We start from the raw sequence: 18,177 nt of genomic DNA on the forward strand, positions 1-18,177 counted from the left end.
AATGCACATTCGCAACCTCGCTTTGAAGGGGGCTCACCCTGAGTTACCCCATCCGCTCTTCCAGGGTATCGATCTCGGCTTCGCTGAAGACCCGAATGCCATGTTGTTCCAGGAGGGCGGCGGTGACGCCACGGCCAGGGATACGGGTACCGTTAAAACGGCCGTCGTAGATCAGGTGACTCCCGCAGGAGGGGCTGCGTTCCTGGAGGAGGGCAAAACGCACCCCCTTCTCTTGGCAAAAGCCCAGGGCTTTTCGGGCACCGCTCAAAAAGGCACCGGTGAGGTCGGCCCCTTGTTCCGTGGTGACCCGGGCCGCTCCGGTGAGCACGGCCTCCCCGCCCCCGTCCCCCGTGATTTCCGACGGATCCCGGGGGGTGGAAAGCCCTCCTTCCACCTCGGGACAAAAGAGCAGGGCCCGTCCCTCCCGAAGCCAGGTATGAATTCGAGGATCCACGGATTCAACCGGTGTCCCATTGTAGCGCACATTTTCTCCTGCCAGGCAGGCACTGATCATCAACCGAAGCATGTTTACATTTCCTTCAATCCATCTATATAATTGCGGCAACCATTCCTTATCATTCACTCTCCCAGGACAGGATGATTCATGTCGATATTTATCACCCTCTTCACCATCCTTTTTTTCGCCCTGCTCGGTTACCACCTGGTCTATCGAAACCCAGGGGGACGTTTCCACCTCTCCGGTGCCGCCTTTCTTCTGGTGGGGTACCTGCTGGGTCCCGACCTGCTGGGGATCCTCGACGAAAAAACAGCGACGGAGCTCACCCCTTTAAGCGGATTGGTCACCGGCTGGGTGGGGCTGATGTACGGCCTTCAGCTCGACCTGCCTTTTATGAAGCGGCTGACCCCGCCTTTCCTGCTCTCGGTCTGTCTTGACACCGGGCTGACCCTGCTGATGTTTTTAGGCGGGACCTTCGTCCTTTTCCCCCTGTTGGGGCCGGAATACACCCTCTCTCTGGCCCTGACCATCGCCGCCACCGCCGCCTGCAGCTCCCAGGCCGCCCTTGTGATGGCCAGCCCAAGGCTGAAACCCACCCGTTCGGCCACCGCCTTGATGCGCATCGCCACCGCCGGCAGCCTCATCAGCCTCTGCATCTTTGCATCGGCGTTTTTCTTCAGCAGCCCAAGCCCCTCAGCCGATGGGCTCTCCATGGAGATCCGCACCGACCTGCCCACGATCCTGATGGCCACGGCCGTCCTCGTGGTTCTTTACACTCTTTTTTTCTCCGAACGCCGTCGCCGGGAAGAGATGATCCTCATCGTCACGGGCATGGTGGTCCTCACCAGCGGCCTGGCAGCCTCCCACCATTTTCCGCCCCTGCTGGCCAACGGCATCACCGGTTTTTTTCTTGGGAACACCACCCGATACCGGGACCGCATTTTATCCATGGTGATCATCCTTGAAAAGCCCCTTTACCTGCTTTTGCTTATTTTACTGGGCGCACGCCACATCCCCTTGTCATCGGCCCTTCTGGGGACAGCCGCCCTTTACCTCCTCCTTCGATCCCTGGCCAAAATGGGGGGGGGCTTTCTTATCTCCCTCTTACATACCGACATCGTCCTGCCCAAAAGCTCGGGAACCGGCCTTCTGGAACAGGGGGGCCTCGCCCTGGCCATCTGTTTTGATGCCCAGAACGCCTTCGCCAACCCTGTCACCCACAACCTTGTCACCGCCATTCTCCTGGCGACCCTGGTCAGTGACCTGACCGGACGACTCACCTGGGGAGACCTGGTCCCCGTGCGGGAGAAAAAGCCATGAGCCCGAACCGCCGCACCCTTATCGTTCGCAACATCCTCACCCTGGGCATGACCGTGGCTCTTTGCGCCTGGTCCAAGCAGATTCCCGTCCACACCGGCTGGCAAGTGGGGGGAAGCATCAACATCACCCTGGCCGCCACCCTGCTCTGCGGTTTTCTCGCTGCAGAGCTTCTCTCCCATATCGGCATCCCAAAAATCACCGGGTATATCCTGGCCGGGGTGGTGGCTGGCCCCCATGTCAGCCAGTTTCTCGACTTTGGGACCGTTGCAAAGCTCCAACTCATTAACGAAGTGGCCTTAAGTTTTATTGCCCTTCACGCCGGGGCCGCCCTGGACCGAGCCCTGCTCTCCGGGCGTACACGCGCCCTGGTCCTCAACCTGGCCCTGCAAAGCCTTCTGGTCCCCTTGCTGGTCTTCGGGGCCATCATGATCACCGCCCCTCTTTTTGCCTTCACCGCACAGATCACCCAGCCACAGCTGCTGGCCCTGGCCCTGCTCTCCGCCATCATCGCCATTGCCCGGTCCCCGTCGTCTGCCATGGCCATCATCACCGAATGCCGAGCCCGAGGCCCCTTCACAGAAACCGCCCTCGGCATCACCGTGGCCATGGATGTCCTGGTGATCATCCTCTTTACCGGCGCCATGGCTGCCATCGCCCCCCTTCTGGGGGGAAGTGAAACAAAGGGCTGGCACCAGGCCGGAATCCTGGGCATTGAGCTCGCCGGCTCCCTGACCGTCGGCGCCCTTCTGGGGTTTGCCATCCGCACCTTCTACAAACGGGTGGGCAAAGACCACGTCCTGTTTCTCCTGTTCATCGCCTTTACCGTCACGCGCCTCTCCGAACTGACAGGGCACCAGCTCAGCGCCCTGGCGGAACTTCACCTCACCTTAGAACCCCTGCTCATCTGCATTACGGCAGGCTTTGTGGTCCGGAACACCACCCCCTTCGGGGAAGAGCTCGAAGAGGACCTGATGCGCATCTCACTGCCCATCTATGTCCTCTTTTTCTCCGTGGCCGGGGCCTCCCTCGACCTGGCCGCCCTGGCCGCATGCTGGCCCCTGGCCCTCATCCTCGCAGGCTCCCGCGCCGCTGGCCTGGCCCTCTCCTCCTGGGCGGCAGGCCGCATGGCAGGGCTCCCCGAAACAGAGTGCCGCGTCGGCTGGATGGCCCACCTCACCCAGGCCGGAGTGGCCATCGGCCTCACCCAGATCATCGCCCGGGAAGACCCGACCACCGCCGCCTACTTAACCACCCTCACCCTGGCCGTCATCACCCTCAACCAGTTCATCGGCCCGGTGGCCTTCAAACGGGCGCTGATTTTAACGGGGGAAGAGGGACAGGATCGAAGGTAAAAGTGGCAAAGTGCAAAAATCAAGCCTCCGGCGGCAAGGTGAGCCACCTTGAAAGCTGGTTGCGGATATAACCGACCACGCCGAGAACCTTTGTCGGACTTGCGATATTTTTGTAAATTTCATCGTTGCGGGTTCCCCGGATTATAGATGGGCACGCTTCGCGCTTTGCCCATCCTACGAGACCTTCGCAGTGCTGCTGCTAATGATGGTGGTGGTGATTGCTGAGAAAGGATGGCAATCCGCTTTCGAGGTGTTTTCGGTATAGTGGCTTCCACACTCGACGCCGGAGTTATTCCGAAAAAAATCATTCTTTGGATTGAAACAGGAGCACTCGCAGCTCATGTGCTTGTGACACCCCATGCACAGCCCCACACCTCAGGCGAATGCGGACGCATTGCTGCCTAAAGTCACCACGCCCAATGCGCATTCGCAAACCCGCTCTCAAGGTGGCACCACCTTGTTTAAATCAGGTTGGAGAGGGGGCCGCCTTCGACCATGGGGGTGACGACATAAAAGCCGCGCTCTTCGCGAGTGCCGGAGATGGTCCGACCGATAAATTTTTTCAGGCGGGTTAACAGGGCCTCGTGTTCCACGATGGAGAGGATGGCACGGCTTCGCGTGATACCGCCTCCGGCCATCAGGCGAAACCCGGCAAACAGGGGGACATGATGGCTGATGATCTCCAAGGCGTCGGTGGCTTCGACCACGGCGCTCATGGTGACACCCAGATCCATCAGGCCGGTGATAATCTCATCAGCGGTCTCTTCACGCTGCACCACAACAATCATAAAATACACGATTACACCTCCCCCCCGTACCAGGCGATCTCCGCATCCTTTTCAAATCGCCGGATGGCCTCCCAAAGCGTTTCGGCATCCGGAGATTGCCGAAGGGCCTCAGGAAAGGTCTGCTGCTTGCACAGGCGTGCTGTCCTGGCGAGAATCTGAAGGTGTTCAGACGGATTGGTGATGGGAATGATCAAGGCCAGCACCACGTCCACCGGCAGCTCATCAATGGAATCGAAATCGACGGGACTGGCCAGGCGTAAGAGAAAGAGGGTGGTTTTTTGGCATTGGGATGAGGTGGTATGAGGCAGGGCGATCCCCAGGCCAATCCCAGTGGTAAAGCTCATTTCACGTTCCTGGAACCCGGAAAAAAGGGTGGCGGCATCCACCGCCAACCCTGAGGCAGAGGCTTTCTCTGCCAAAAATGCCAGTACGGCCTCTTTATCCGGCAGATCGACCCCCACATAGATATGATTCGCGTCAAGACACTCTCGGATCTTCATGGCTGCCCCTTCCTCCCAGGTATCACAAGAGATTCATGGTTTACGGTCAAACCGGAGCCAAGGCTCCTCTCCGCCCCAGACGCCCCCCGTGTGAGGGGCGTTTGGTTTGTCCTACGGCTGGATATCAATGGTGGGAAAAATCCCCTTCATCTTCCCCGAAAGATAAGGCTGCAGGGTATTGTAGGAGATCATGTGCCCCGCCTGAGCGTGGCCCCTCACCCTGTTAACATCCCCAAAATACGCCCCATTGGCTTCCAGTATATGGTCAATCCGATGCTCAAAGCCATGAACAAGATCGTACCCGCTGCCGGAGAAGCGTAAATTCCCCAGCGTCACCTCACCGGTGACCTTGGCGAGATCATCCAGGGAGATGCTGTGGGTCTTCAGGTCTTCGGCATTGCGAACAAACCCCCAAACGGCGTGCCGTTCCGGGATCTGCAACGGCTCCTCCACGTCAATGATGGTATGGGGCATCACCATGGAACCGGCACCAATGGACACGGGCATACCGGGCTTCCCGTTAATGAAGGAGTTAAACCCCACAAACACGCGCTCTCCCAGATTGGCGTTGATGATCTTGGCGCCGTGGGCGGTGATGTCATTTTTCTCCAGGCGGGAGTTGATGACGTAAGAGTGCTCCTGGGCGTTGGTCCCCGGCCCCATCCAGGCGTTGTCCAGATAGGCTCGCTGAGAGACCAGGACATTTTCATGGATATGAGTGTCTCCAGACACGTAAGCATACCGATTAAGGGCAGACTTGCTGCAGACCGTCACCGGGGTGGTGCTGACAGCGGAACTGTAGATATCGCTGTAGTCATCTTTCCGGCTCTCCATAAAATCCCAGAGCACCCCTTCCGGCTTGCCACCGGGGACGTTCTTGATATAGCGGGCCAGCACCTCCGGGTCATATGTATACTTGAACTCAAAGGTCTCCCCGTTCATCCAGATGGTGCCGTCTGGGATCTCAAGATGATACAGGTCCGAGGCACTCTGAACAAATGAAAACGTGCCCACCTTACAGCCATGCAGGGAGGTCAAGTCCACGGTGGCGAAGGGTGCAATATAACAGCCCTCCACCAGGGCGCCGTGAATGTTGGAATAAAAACTGGCCAGGGTGTTGCGAATCAGAAACTCCTCCGGAGCCTCCGGATCATGGGAGTAGTTGTGAATCAGCGCCTTGATGAGGTAGCTGTCCTTGATATGGATCTCCTCATCTTTTTCCACGGGCACTTCCACCCCTTGGAAAAGAATGGTGTCCCCTTTCCGCTTCAGCTCATCCCCACGGACATCGGTCTTGTAAAGGACGGCGTTGTCGGTAAAACATTTGCCGAGGAAATAGCTGCCTGCCAGACTTGAATTCTTAAAATTTACGTGGAGAGGGTGATGGCTGGTTACGCCGTAAAAGGCGTTGAATCGAAGCATCTGCTTGAAGGGAACCACCCCTTTGGCAAAGGGCTCCGCATCGAAAGAAAATTTACGCAAGTTCACATTGACCCGGGCAACCACCCGATCAATCAATTTTTCCAACTGTTTCATCTTAACCTACCTCCTTATATCGCCGAATCAGGAAAGGGGGTTTTTGCCCCCATGCCGCCTTAAAAAAAACAGCGGCATGGTCGTCCGGGCTTCTAAACGGTCCATGGACCGTCCTGTTCGGCAATGACATCCTGCGTTGTGAGGGAGGGGGACGAACCATTCGACCCGTCCCCCCCCCCCCTCGTATCTGAACCGATCCTTCACATCGGATCAGACGCTGACCGCTTCTTCAACGGGGAGATACTTGGACAATGGACATCCACCGCAAGCCCCCTCTTCGTGAATCTGCTTGTAGATAACGGTCAGGGCCTTCTCCCCATTGGGGTAGATGTTTTCTCGACCGATGGTCTCCAGGAGATGGGTACGTTCCAGCACGGCGATCACCTCCTCCTTCATGGAACTAAAGGAGATGCCACGCCCACTTTCACGGACGGTCTCAATCAAAATAGCCAGAGCCTCTTCACCGGAGGCGTCCACATCGTTGATGCCACTGGACTCAATCAGAACATGGCGAAGATCGGGTTTCTCCGTGATAAACTCCAGCACCTTATCTTCGAGGTAGGAGGCGTTGGTAAAGATAAGGGGCCCGTCAAAACGAACCACGGCGATATGCTGGCACTCGCGCAGACCAAACTTCACCGAACTTCTGAAGGTCAGATCCTCGGATCTTGAGAGCAGGGCCACACGGGGACGCAGGTTCTTGTAGATGAAAACGATAAAGGTCAGAGCCACCCCCACCATGATCCCCTCTTCCAGATGGGGCGCAAAATAGAGGGTGCAAAGGAAGGTGATCACACTGATAGCGCCGTCAGCTCGCTTGGCTTTCCAGGCATGCACAAAGCCCTTCACGTTGACCAGCCCGATCACCGCCATCATGATCACCGAGGCGAGGACCGCCTGGGGCAGATGGTAGAGAAGCGGGGTAAAAAACAGCAGGGTCAGGGCCACCATCACGCTGGTCACCACGGAAGAGATCCCGCTGGTGGCATTGGCCTGAAGGTTCACGGCAGAGCGCGAAAAGGAGCCGGAGACCGCGTAACTCTGCCCGAAAGAGCCCACGATGTTGGCCAGGCCCTGTCCGATGAGCTCCTGGTTGGGATCGAGCTTCTGACCGGTCTTGGCCGCCATGGCCTTGGCGATGGCGATGGCCTCCATAAAGCCCAGCAGAGAGATAATCACCGCAAAGGGCAACAACTGCAGAAAGGCACCCATAAAGGACACATTGTTTGGCAGCTGGGGAATCCCGACCTTCAGGCCCTTGGGAATGTCTCCGACAACAGCGCCGGCGCCGATCATCCTCAACGAGGCCAGGTCCAAAGGCTTGTTCCCCACCTTCAACCGCCATCGTTTTCCATCGGTTGCCACACCGGCAGGTTCTTCGCCGCTCACATAAAAAGCCAGGCTCTCCCCGGCGTCTTTGGGAGACGCGAAATGGACCAGACGCAACGACTCTCGAATCCCCCCGGAGGAGGCCTTCAGGGTTTTGATCTGTGCGTTGATCTGAGCCAGTTTATACTCAAGGTCCAGCTGCTCGGAAGAGGGGATATGGCCCGTGGCATGATCCTGAACGGCCTGAAGCCGGGTATTGATCGTGGCACGCTCACCGCCCAGTGCGGTAATCGCCTCCACGTCCCGGTTAAAATCATCAATCATGGCCGTCACGACAGGGGCTTTGATACCGGTCACAGGAGCCGAGACGTCATCATTAAAATTGAATGCAAAAGAGATCACCGTGGTGACCGCGACCGCCACAAGCACATTCGGTATCTTTGGATTGACCCGTTTTAAAAAGACCATGATGGCAATGGAAAAAGCCCCCATGGCAAGGGTTGGCAGGTGGGTGTAATGAATCGCAGAACGGCAGACATGAAGAATCGTCTCATAATGATGAGGCGACTTGTCCACATAGACCCCGAAGAGTTTCGAGAACTGGCTGGAGGCGATGATGATGGCTGCCGCGTTGGTGAAGCCATTGACCACCGGGTGGGAGAGAAGATTCACCACCAGGCCGAGTCGCAAGACCCCCAGAAGGAACTGGAAGGTCCCCACGGTGAGTGCCAGCAATACCGAGTAGGCGATGAATTCGGTACTTCCAGCCGTCGCAAGCGGTTCCAGTGATGCCGCCGACATAAGGGACACCACCGCCACCGGACCGGTGGCCAGTTGACGACTGGAGCCAAAAAGGGCCGCCACCATGGGCGGTAAAAATGCGGCGTACAGGCCGTAATAAGCCGGAAGCCCGGCCAGCTGGGCATACGCCATCGATTGAGGAATAAGAACCATGGCCACGGTAATGCCAGCCATCACGTCGGTTCGCAACTTTCCTGTGTCGTAGTCCTTAAACCAGAGCAGAAATGGAAACACTTTGGTCAACATAACGCTACTTCCCCCTGAAAATCCAAAAATTAATTCATAAACCTCTTTTTCCTATTCGTAAAAGGAACTTCCCTGTCCTTTTATTTCCTGTATCAGATATGAAGGACCCAAGCACAAGCCCTTCTGGTTATTCATAAAACAATAGGCCCAGCGTCCCGAGACACGATTTCGTCCATCCACCCCGGCACGCGTTCATTTCACTGCTTTTTACTGCTGAAAAAAACACGCATTGGCCTTCCCAAACCAAAAAAAAGTTCTTTTCGAGCAATTAGAATGCAGATATATGACAGTGGAAATTTTGTCAATTGGAAAGCCCCTAAGGGGATGATTCCCTTCCTTTTTCCCATTTCACCACCCGGTCAAACCGAAAAAAAGAACTCATCGGCGAGGCCTCATGTCCGTCAATAATCCCACTGATTTTTTCACGATACGGGTCCCGCGAACCTCTCCCGGCCGGCCCCTTTGTCCGTAAAACCGGACGCCCAGCCAAAAACCAGCATCGACCACACAAACAACGTTTACCCATGCATCAGTACACCCCCCCACAAAACCCGAAGTACGGCGACACCATCCGGATGATCAAGGCACGATCATGCATCAAACAAGGAACTTACACAACCGCGCCTCCACCCCGAGCCTGTCTGGGATCAGAAAATCTGCCCTGTGATGACAGAAAGATCCAGGCCGCCATGGGACATGGGGTGCTCATGAAAACCTGGCGGCAAAGGCCGTGGAACCTGCTGCCGAGGGATAGCAATGGCCGTTCGCCACCCTTTCCAACGGGCAGCAAGACAGGAGAGCAGTTTCCTCATTAAATCGTCGTTCCCATCCTTAATCCTCAGGCCATAAGGTGGGTTGAAAACCACAAGCCCCGGCCCCGCCGTCAACGTGGCAGGGTCAAGGGCAAAGAAATCACAGGATTGAAGGGCCACGGCTTCGCCAAACGGCATGAGATCCAGGGTCTTTTGAAGACGCTCCACCGCCCCACCATCCAGGTCAGAGGCAAAAATCACCGGGGACGTTGGGAGTCGCCCCCCCCCTGCCGCTTCCCGTTTCATGTGATCAAACCCCTTCTCCCGAAAAGAGGGCCACTGCTCAAAGGCAAAGTGCCGAAACAAGCCGACAGGGGTGCCAGTGACCTGCATGGCCGCCTCCAGACTGAAGGTCCCGGCCCCGCACATGGGATCCACCAGAGGCTCCTCACCGGTATAACCCGCCATGGAGAGGATGGCAGAGGCCAGCGTTTCTCGAATGGGGGCACGTCCCCCATGGGTTTTCACCTGGCGCTTGTAAAGCGGCTCCCCCACGGCGTCCAGGGAGAGGGTAAAACGATCGTTTTCCCCCCGCACATATATTTTCTGAGGGACCTGGCCCTCCCCCTCCGGTAAGGCACGACTTACCACAGCCTTTACCCGTTCGGCCACGGCACCGGTGTGATAGAGGCGGCAATGATGGGTGGTCACCACCACCTCAATCTCGGCATGGGCAGGCAACCAGAGCTCCCACGGAATTTCCGCCGTACGGCGCTCCAGCCGCGAAAAACCGTCCGCGCTGAACTCCCCTAAGCGCACCAGAATGCGATTGGCCAGGCGAAGCCTCAGCGCCGCCTCCCACATCTGTTCGAGGCGGCCGGAAAACTCCACCCCTCCGGTGACCCGTGAGACCGTCAGGCCAAGGGATGTCTCCATCTCCTGCGCCAAAAGACCTCCGAGGCCGGGCGCTGCACTGACATAAAAGGTATGCTCACGGGCCGCTACGCGGCGGCGAACCCTCTTTTCGAAGGCAGAGTCACCTTTTTTTTTCTCTTGCGGCTGTTCCAGATTCTGGTCCTCCCAATCACGTGATATAAAACGCGCGCCCCTCATATTAAGAGGGCTTTATCGCGGGTCTGTGTTTCTAAAAATGTTTTTGCAATGTTGGACGAATAAACAATAATTTGAACCATCATGTTCATCAACTCCATGTGGACCTCATGGGTCTCCATGGACGCCACCTGTTTCCCTACCATGCGGTCGAGATGATGCACCCGGTACTGCAGTTCCAGGTCAAGGTACTTTCGCTCCTTGGCCATGATCCGCTGCGCTTTTTCCAAGTCCTGCTCGGCAAACGCTTCCTTTAAGAGGCGAATCTGTTTGCACACCTTCTGGTGATAAATGGTCAGCTCCTCGCGTCCCTCCTCCGAAAAATCGTGGGACAGTTCCCGTTTTTTCTTGATCAGAGGCAACACATTTCTGTGGATAATATCCCCGATACTTTCCATATCCCTGACAATGGAGACCATGGCGTACACCACCCGAAGCTGGGATTCAGACGCCCCGCTCCGGGCAACCTTGAGAAGGTAGTCGGTGATCTTCTCTTCGAGATAATCGATCTCCTCCTCGCGCATATCGATCCCCTCAAGAAGGGTGAGTTCCGGGTAGACTTTATCTCTTTTGGGCCTCTGGGTCACAAAGGGAACGGAGACGGCCTTGAGAAGGTGTTCGAGGGCCGCCGCCATGCGGGAAATTTCAGCACGGGCCAGGTCCACAGCCAGGGCAGGCGAGACGATCTTGCTCTCATCAAGAAAGGTGGTGGTATACCGGGGAATCGGGCAGTCCGTCTCCGGGAGTATCCGCACGACCAACCGGGCAAAGGCATCGGTGAAGGGCAGAAAAATCACCCCGATCACGATATTGAACACGGAGTGGGCGTTGGCAATCTGACGGGCGATATCAGAATTGAACTCGTCCCCCAGCCAGGCAATACATAAGGTGAACTCGGGAGTCCACCCGATAAACAAGAGCACCCCGATGATACGAATCATCACGTTGGCCAGAGCCACCCGCTTGGCATCCCGGTTGGCGCCAATGCTGGCAAAACCCGCGGTCACACAGGTGCCGATGTTAGCCCCCAGCACCATGGGAATCGACGCCTCCAGAGAGATCAACCCCTCCAGGCCCAGCACAATCAAAATACCGATGAAGGCCGTGGAACTCTGAATCATGGTGGTCAGGACCACGCCGATGAGAAGCCCCAGAAATCGATTTTCCAGGCCCGAGAGCAGGGTGATCACCTCCTGGCTGCTGCGCAACGGACGCATGGAATCGCCCATCAGCTTCAAACCATAAAACAGGACACCAAAGCCAAGGAGAACATCCCCAAAGGCTTTTGTGGAATCATTTTTCGATAAAAGCCGGATCAAAAAGCCCGTGGCAATCATCAACAGGGCGTAATCGGTCACTTTAAAGGCGATCAATTGGGCCGTGATGGTCATGCCGATGCCCGCACCGATCAACACCCCGATGGTCTGCATGAATTGCATGAGCCCCGCCTGGACAAAGCCCACCAGCATCACCGAGGTGGCACTTCCCGACTGAACCAGCATGGTCACCACAATGCCCAGAAGCATCCCGCGGTACTTGTTTTTGGTCAGGTTGGCCAAAATGGTCCGCAATCGGTCTCCGGCAGCTCGCTGCATGCCCTCGCTCATCAACTCCATACCGAAAAGAAAAAAAGCGAGCCCGCCCATCAAACCCATGAGCTGAAGGCCCCAATGGATTTCAGAAAGATCCCCGGCCCAGGCATCCGCCGCAAAAAAAGTAATTCCTGCGGCCCCCACCCAGGCCAATATTTTCTGTTTACCCGTCATACAATACCTGCCTCTCGTCAATTCATCCATCGACTGGAGAGAGTCTCGCAAGCCACCGACCCATGGCCGACCTCTCATCCAGGATATCCCAAGTCATGCATCAAAAAATATCCTCGTTCAGGGGGCACGGCCACGCCCTCCCCCTTTCGGCCCTGAACCACAGCCCCTTGATTTTTCAAAATCCCTCGCGAGTCGGCCTTAATCTGCGGCTGAGGGATGCAAATCATCTTAGTGAAGGCACTTAGCTGCCGTCAACAGGATTTAAGCCCTCCACAGGCCCTCCCGGCCCGAAATCCAAGGCAACGGTGGGTATCGGGCAGATTGACAACCCTTTCGATATCTTGTATCTAATCCTTCATAATGCATGCATACGCCCGATGAGATGACAGGGTCGCCCCTATGGACCGCCCATCCCCTGCATGCCGGCAACTCTGCCGAACGACCGTGAAACAATACCAAAGGCAACTTTGCACACCCCGTCCCAAACAGGGTGCCTTGTTTTTTTGCAAAGCCCGCTGAAGATTCTTCAGCGTTCGTAATAAGTCGGCATTCAAAGTGCCTCGCAACACCATAAGGTGTTGCACACGAAGACCAGCGACACCATTTAATCTATGGAAGAAGAGAGCGCTTTCGACTTTTTTACGAGGCCATCACAAAATAATTGATCTGTACATCAAGGGCTTCGGCCCGTTCGATTTGACCTTCCAAGGAGGCATCCATGGCCAGTTTAAACAAGGTGATGATTATTGGGAACTTAGGCAGAGACCCTGAGGTGAGCTACACCCCCAGCGGTCTTGCCATTTGCAAATTCAGTCTCGCCACCACCGACGTCCGGGTGGACCGCAACAGCGGAGAGCGCACGGAGCGAACCGAGTGGCACCGCATCACCGTGTTCGGGAAAACCGCAGAAAACTGCGGCCGATTCCTCGCCAAGGGCAGGCAGGTTTATGTCGAAGGACGCCTCCAGACCAGCTCCTACGAAAAAGACGGCATCACCCGCTACTCCACAGACATCATTGCCAACCAGGTCACCTTCCTGGGCAGTCGCAACGCGGACGGCGGCGGTCAGCAGGCTGGCGGAGGTTTCGGCGGGGGACAGACCAACCAGCAAGGCGGTGGGTATAACCAAAACCAAGGCCAAGGCCAGAATCAAGGCGGTGGGTACGGCAACGCCGGCGGCTATCCCGGAAGCTACAACAACACGCCCCAGCAGCCTGCGGCACAGCCCCCCCAACAGCCTGCGGCACAGCCCCAGAACGGTGGCTTTGGGCAGGGAGGTGGCTACGGAGGCGGAGACACAGGGTTCACCAACCCGCCCGACGACGACATCCCCTTCTAGGATATCTGTCCCTGGGCCAAAAGGGCCACACAAGACTCAAAAGGCCTCCTTGGTAAACCAAGGGGGCCTTTTTTTTGTCTGAAACGTTACATGAATGCGGATGCGGGTGCGAGGTACTGAGAGTTCCGACAACAATCGAGCATTCGCAAACCCGCTTTCAAGATGGCTCCCCTTGCCGCCGGAGTTATTCCGGTTAAAGTCAACGGCTAAGTTGGATTCTGAGCACCGACAGCTCATGTCCTTGCGACGCACTGTGCGTTTCCTCGCACTTCACGCGAATGCGAATGCGAGGTACTGAGAGTTCCGACAACAATCGAGCATTCGCAAACCCGCTTTCAAGGTGGCGCCACCTTGTTCAGGCGCCACAGGACTCAGCCGCCCTGAATGCCGTGGCGATGGAAATACCCGCCCCGCTTTTTTCCCGTTTCCAGTCCTGATGGGCCAGGATGCTGCCGGCCACAAAGAGGTTGGAGTTCACGGGCCTGCCCCCTTCGGAAAGAGGGTGCATCTGTTCATCGGACTCCACCCCGGCCCGATTGACGGCATGCCCCTTCGGATCAAAGAGGTCACATCGGTGCCATGCCTCCCTGCCGGACGGCTGGGCAACGTAAAGATCCAGAAGGGGTTCTGTCACACGGCACCGATCTCCCACCAGCCCTCCACCCATAAAGCGCCCGGTGGCCAGGATCATCTTGCGGGCCGAAAGGGTTTTCTCGTCTCCCCGAAGGGAGGCAGTGATGGAAAATCCAGTGTCGGTCTCGGTCACGACCTGAGCCCGTCCGCCCACAAAGGTGGCCACGCCATACCGTGAAAAAGCCCGATCCAGAGCTTCCCGCAATCGAACCCCCGCAGCGGTGGGGGGCATGCCCGGGATTTCAAAACAGGGGACACCAAGGGAGGCTTCCAGATGTTCCAGGGCCTCACGGCTCCTTTCCATGCCGATGATCGGGGGCAAGCCCACGGCCTGGTGGCCGTCGAGATGGGGACGGAGGGCCTGAATCAGCCGTTCCCGTCCCTTTGGAAGATCCAACTCCCGGGCCAGGGCTTCGGCATAAAGATCCCCGGGTCGCCCCAGCCCTTCCGGCGCAATCTCCACCGCCGAGAGGGTGGGCCAGAAGCCCCTGGCGGTCTGGGCCACCTGGCTGGCCTCAAAGCCTTTGAGCCCCCGGATCCCCACAATGAGCGTTTTCCATCGTTGTTCAAGGGCCGTTGCCCCCGCCATCATGGTCTCCGGCAGGGCATAACTGGCCTTAACCGTTCCCACACTGGTGATCACCCGACCATTTTCAGGACAAAGCTGATACCCCACCCCCTCCTCGGCAAGAACGCTTATGAAGGACTGAAAGGCCTCTCGAATCGTACCCGCCCCGAGTTTCCCATACGGGTGCCCCGGGGTCGATTGAACCAGGGCATCCACAGTATCCCAGGGCCGGGTGGTGTACGCGCTCTCCCCGGGGATCATGCCCACCAGGTCAAAGAGCCCGCTGGACAGGGGCAGCTGGCTGCCACTCCCCACCACGGCCACGGAGAGCCCACGCTTGGCAGCAAACAAAGCCGCGGCACTTCCAGCCAGACCGTTTCCAATGACCACAACATCCCAAGGGGCCGTCCAGGGGTCTCGGGCCACACCCTCTGTGCATCCGGGGTTAATCATGCTCCACCTCCATCCCAAACAATCCACACTGCAAGGCTTCATGCAACTCTGCACGCGCCAGGTTATCCCCCCAGGAGACAGGCCGCATTCCCTTCCAGCGCTCCTTATAAAAACGCCTCAGGCCGGAGATTCCTGCATCCTGCGTCAAGTGCCCCTGGCCATACATCCAGGCCGCCAGCCGCAGCCCGCAAAAACTTCCCTGGCAGGCCCCTTTCCCCACGCGGCTGCGAAGTCCCACCTCCGCAAGGCCCGTCGCCAGCCCCTGCTGTTTCAGAGAGGCAACCAGGGAGGAGATCACCGACTCAGACACCATTTCGCACTCACAGATCATCCCGTCCCCGGCCTGATGCCCTGACATCCATTTTTTCGGAGCAGCACCGGGTTCAGTCCACAGGGCACCGCTACTGACCGGAAGCGGGCGCGTCCGGGTCACACAGGGTCCGCCCGTCCCAAGATAATGACACACCGCATCGGCCGCTCGTTCTGCCATCAGGCGGTAGGTGGTGAGCTTTCCACCGGTAATGGTAAACACATTCTCCACACCCTCGGCTCCATGATCCATCAGCCTGAACCCCCGGCTGACGGTGCGATCATCGCCCCCGCCCGAGGCACCGAACAAGGGTCGGACCCCACTGTAGGCACGAATCATCCGCGTGCTGGCAAGACGGGGAATCAGCGCCGATGCCTCTTCCACAATGCGATCCACTTCCGCAGAGGTCGGCCAGGCAACGTCGGGGTTCTCCACCGGCGTCGAGGTGGTCCCCACAATCGAGACGGTCCCTCCGGGTACCACAATATCGGCATCGGAAGGGCGACGCAGACGATTCACCACGCAGCGGGTCATGCGATGATCCGTCACCACAAGGGTCCCTTTGGAGCAACGCACCGGCGTCTTGGCCCCGGCGATGGCGGCCACATACCCGGCCCAGGCTCCGGCGGCATTGACCACGCAGGTGGTCTCCACCTCCAGGGTCTCACCGGTGGACCGACGCTGCAACACGGCATGGGTCACCCGAGGACCCTGCCGCTTCACCCCGACAAAGGCGGTGCCGCAAAGCAACTCCGCCCCATGACTCAAGGCATCGGCCACGTTGTCCAGGGAGAGGCGAAAAGGATCCACCGTCGCGTCATTGACCTCATAGGCCGTGATCAAATGTGTGGAAAGACTCGGTTCGAGAGCGCGGGCTTCCGCCACATCCATCTGACGATGAGGGATCCGGCTCTGGGAGAGGAGCCCCTCAAAATCTTCCATATCGTTTTCATTGTCCCCTTCAACCCCCACAAAAAGGCCGCCCGTGGCCTCGATACACTGGGGAGCCATCTCACGGAGCAGGATGTTTTCGTCCTGGCACTCTTCCGCAGAATCCCTGTCCGTCAAAAGATACCTCGCCCCGCTGTGGAGCAGGCCATGGTTCCCGCCCGAAGCCCCGGAGTTGATATCGCCTCGCTCCACAATCAAAACACTGAGCCCTCGCAGTGCAAGGTCCCGTGCCACGCCGCATCCTGTCGCGCCCGCTCCGATGACCGTCACATCGGCTTTCATTCGTTTCATAATCCCCTGATGCTCCGTGAAAGAGTCAGAAAGTTCCTTCATTAAGAGTCATCCCGCGTCTCGCATGTCACAGACGAATCAACGCCGCTCGCCCAAAGGCCCCTCACAGCTCCGGATGTTCGATTTCCAAAGCAGAAGTGCCCCCCGAAAACACCGCCGGAGATAACCTCTTAATCATCTGAATTCCATGGGGAAAGGCGCATAAAGAACCACTCTCTACGGTCCCGTGGCCAAGTTCGGAATCGACCCTTCGGCCATCCATGCTCTCCAGATTGTTCATAACACAACACAAATTTTCGGATTTGAAAACCATAAACCGTCAATTCAACCCCACCAAAGTGAGACAATATCTCTTGAGAAAAAGGGATTACGATGTTATCACACAACAAACCAGTAAGGTTCGTTCTCATGAAAAACGAAAAAAGGAGAGTAGAAGTGAACACCGGGGATCGGGAATACAATGCGACGGATGTCATCCGAACCCTGCCGAGACGTCAGAAGGCGATCTATGACATGGTCCTTGAAAAGGGCTTTGTCTCCATCGAAGGGCTCTCTCAGCACTTCTCCGTGACGCCCCAGACTATCCGGCGGGATATCAACAACCTCTGCAGCGCCAAACTGCTCCAAAGATACCATGGAGGGGCCGGCCTTCTGAACAGCGTGGAAAATTTCACCTACTCCACCCGAAAATCCCTCTGTTCGGAAGAGAAAATACGCGTGGCCAAACACGTGGCACAGTTCATCCCCAACAACGCCTCCCTTTTTCTTGATATCGGTACCTCCACCGAAGAGGTGGCCCGAGCCCTGGTGGACAAAACCGGGCTTCGCATCATCACCAACAACCTGAACGTCGCCTCCATCCTGGGGCAGAACCGCGGGTTTGAGATTCTGGTCTCCGGCGGCGTGGTCCGAAACCACGACCTCGGCATCACCGGAGAGGCCGCCATCGACTTCATCAGCCAGTTCAAGGTGGACTTCGGCATCATCTCCGTCGCCGGCATCGACCCGGACGGCACCCTCATCGACTTCGACTACAACGAAGTCCGCATCGCCCGCGCCATCATCAGCAACTCCCGCCAGGTCTTCCTCGTGGCCGACCACTCCAAGTTCAACCGCAGCGCCATGGTGCGCATCGGCAATCTGGAAGAGGTGGACGCCCTCTTCACCGACCGCACCCCACCAGCCGGATTCCTCGAAATCATCAAACGAGGCGATGTCAACCTGCACATCGCACCCGGCGGGAAACACTGAGAAAAAATGCCTCCGGCGGCAAGGTGGCGCCACCTTGAAAGCGGGTTTGCGAATGCGCATCGAGAGTCGTCATTCCGGGCTGAAATGCGTCCGCATTCGCTTGAAGTGCAAGGAAACTCACAGTACCTCGCAAGTGCATGAGATGTAGATGGACGGAATTCAATTCAGCCGTTAACTTTAACCGGAACAACTCCGGCGGCAAGGTGAGCCACCTTGAAAACGGGGTGGCGAACGCGCATCGGGAGTCGTCATTCCGGGCTGAAATACGTCCGCATTCGCTTGAAGTGCAAGGAAACTCACAGTACCTCGCAAGTGCATGAGCTGTAGATGGACGGAATTCAATTCAGCCGTTAACTTTAACCGGAACAACTCCGGCGGCAAGGTGAGCCACCTTGAAAACGGGGTGGCGAACGCGCACCGGGAG

Annotated in this window: 13 protein-coding genes; 4 read left to right on the forward strand and 9 right to left on the reverse strand. The window is 57.4% G+C overall.

Annotated elements, in window-relative coordinates; genetic code table 11:
- Positions 1–43: 43 nt before the first annotated feature.
- Positions 44–526, reverse strand: coding sequence for a DUF523 domain-containing protein (locus tag Q1Q75_RS13620; protein WP_300671640.1), 483 nt, complete (start codon positions 524–526; stop codon positions 44–46).
- 78 nt (positions 527–604) lie between these two features.
- Here Q1Q75_RS13620 and Q1Q75_RS13625 point away from each other — a divergent pair, with 78 nt between their 5' ends.
- Entirely contained in the window at positions 605–1,777 is a 1,173-nt protein-coding gene (locus Q1Q75_RS13625; protein WP_300671643.1) for a hypothetical protein, read from the forward strand.
- A complete protein-coding gene (locus Q1Q75_RS13630; protein ID WP_300671648.1) occupies positions 1,774–3,129 on the forward strand; it encodes a cation:proton antiporter in 1,356 nt (451 codons plus the stop codon). Before Q1Q75_RS13625 ends, Q1Q75_RS13630 begins: the two co-directional genes overlap by 4 nt.
- 461 nt (positions 3,130–3,590) lie before the next feature.
- Here the strand turns inward: Q1Q75_RS13630 and Q1Q75_RS13635 are convergent, their stop codons facing one another.
- From Q1Q75_RS13635 to Q1Q75_RS13660, 6 genes are all read right to left on the reverse strand, one after another.
- Positions 3,591–3,926: a hypothetical protein gene (locus Q1Q75_RS13635; RefSeq protein WP_300671651.1), complete on the reverse strand. Its 336-nt coding sequence runs from the start codon at positions 3,924–3,926 to the stop codon at positions 3,591–3,593.
- A 2-nt stretch (positions 3,927–3,928) separates the two neighbouring features.
- Positions 3,929–4,417 carry a PTS sugar transporter subunit IIA gene (locus tag Q1Q75_RS13640; protein ID WP_300671654.1) on the reverse strand — a complete coding sequence of 163 codons (489 nt, stop codon included), beginning with the start codon at positions 4,415–4,417 and terminating at the stop codon, positions 3,929–3,931.
- A 111-nt stretch (positions 4,418–4,528) separates the two neighbouring features.
- Positions 4,529–5,953, reverse strand: coding sequence for a transferase (locus tag Q1Q75_RS13645; RefSeq protein WP_300671657.1), 1,425 nt, complete (start codon positions 5,951–5,953; stop codon positions 4,529–4,531).
- A 210-nt stretch (positions 5,954–6,163) separates the two neighbouring features.
- Positions 6,164–8,329, reverse strand: a complete 2,166-nt coding sequence (locus Q1Q75_RS13650) for a SulP family inorganic anion transporter (RefSeq protein ID WP_300671660.1) — start codon at positions 8,327–8,329, stop codon at positions 6,164–6,166.
- Between the two features lie 647 nt (positions 8,330–8,976).
- Positions 8,977–10,029, reverse strand: coding sequence for an RNA methyltransferase (locus tag Q1Q75_RS13655; protein ID WP_300671663.1), 1,053 nt, complete (start codon positions 10,027–10,029; stop codon positions 8,977–8,979).
- 161 nt (positions 10,030–10,190) lie between these two features.
- Entirely contained in the window at positions 10,191–11,957 is a 1,767-nt protein-coding gene (locus Q1Q75_RS13660) for a Na/Pi cotransporter family protein (protein ID WP_300671666.1), read from the reverse strand.
- Between the two features lie 718 nt (positions 11,958–12,675).
- Here Q1Q75_RS13660 and ssb point away from each other — a divergent pair.
- Positions 12,676–13,296 (forward strand): single-stranded DNA-binding protein, encoded by a 621-nt coding sequence (gene ssb, locus Q1Q75_RS13665; RefSeq protein WP_300671669.1) that lies wholly within the window; start codon positions 12,676–12,678, stop codon positions 13,294–13,296.
- A gap of 355 nt (positions 13,297–13,651) precedes the next feature.
- Here ssb and glpB read toward each other — a convergent pair whose 3' ends face one another.
- Together glpB and glpA are read right to left on the reverse strand one after the other, a co-directional pair.
- Complete coding sequence (gene glpB, locus Q1Q75_RS13670) at positions 13,652–14,950, reverse strand: glycerol-3-phosphate dehydrogenase subunit GlpB (protein ID WP_300671671.1); 1,299 nt, start codon at positions 14,948–14,950, stop codon at positions 13,652–13,654.
- On the reverse strand, positions 14,943–16,502 hold the full coding sequence (gene glpA, locus Q1Q75_RS13675) for an anaerobic glycerol-3-phosphate dehydrogenase subunit A (protein WP_300671673.1): 1,560 nt from the start codon (positions 16,500–16,502) through the stop codon (positions 14,943–14,945). Before glpA ends, glpB begins: the two co-directional genes overlap by 8 nt.
- A gap of 408 nt (positions 16,503–16,910) precedes the next feature.
- Here glpA and Q1Q75_RS13680 point away from each other — a divergent pair, with 408 nt between their 5' ends.
- Entirely contained in the window at positions 16,911–17,753 is an 843-nt protein-coding gene (locus Q1Q75_RS13680; RefSeq protein WP_300671676.1) for a DeoR family transcriptional regulator, read from the forward strand.
- The last annotated feature ends 424 nt before the right edge of the window (positions 17,754–18,177 follow it).

It is taken from the genome of Desulfoluna sp. (assembly GCF_030145185.1).
Taxonomy (GTDB): domain Bacteria; phylum Desulfobacterota; class Desulfobacteria; order Desulfobacterales; family Desulfolunaceae; genus Desulfoluna.

What these genes read in the sequence shown, in the direction of transcription:
- Q1Q75_RS13620 (WP_300671640.1), bottom strand. Translation starts at nt 526, where the DNA reads ATGCTTCGGTTGATGATCAGTGCCTGCCTGGCAGGAGAAAATGTGCGC.
- Q1Q75_RS13625 (WP_300671643.1), top strand. Translation starts at nt 605, where the DNA reads ATGTCGATATTTATCACCCTCTTCACCATCCTTTTTTTCGCCCTGCTC.
- Q1Q75_RS13630 (WP_300671648.1), top strand. Translation starts at nt 1,774, where the DNA reads ATGAGCCCGAACCGCCGCACCCTTATCGTTCGCAACATCCTCACCCTG.
- Q1Q75_RS13640 (WP_300671654.1), bottom strand. Translation starts at nt 4,417, where the DNA reads ATGAAGATCCGAGAGTGTCTTGACGCGAATCATATCTATGTGGGGGTC.
- Q1Q75_RS13645 (WP_300671657.1), bottom strand. Translation starts at nt 5,953, where the DNA reads ATGAAACAGTTGGAAAAATTGATTGATCGGGTGGTTGCCCGGGTCAAT.
- Q1Q75_RS13650 (WP_300671660.1), bottom strand. Translation starts at nt 8,329, where the DNA reads ATGTTGACCAAAGTGTTTCCATTTCTGCTCTGGTTTAAGGACTACGAC.
- Q1Q75_RS13660 (WP_300671666.1), bottom strand. Translation starts at nt 11,957, where the DNA reads ATGACGGGTAAACAGAAAATATTGGCCTGGGTGGGGGCCGCAGGAATT.
- ssb (WP_300671669.1), top strand. Translation starts at nt 12,676, where the DNA reads ATGGCCAGTTTAAACAAGGTGATGATTATTGGGAACTTAGGCAGAGAC.
- glpB (WP_300671671.1), bottom strand. Translation starts at nt 14,950, where the DNA reads ATGATTAACCCCGGATGCACAGAGGGTGTGGCCCGAGACCCCTGGACG.
- glpA (WP_300671673.1), bottom strand. Translation starts at nt 16,502, where the DNA reads ATGAAACGAATGAAAGCCGATGTGACGGTCATCGGAGCGGGCGCGACA.
- Q1Q75_RS13680 (WP_300671676.1), top strand. Translation starts at nt 16,911, where the DNA reads ATGAAAAACGAAAAAAGGAGAGTAGAAGTGAACACCGGGGATCGGGAA.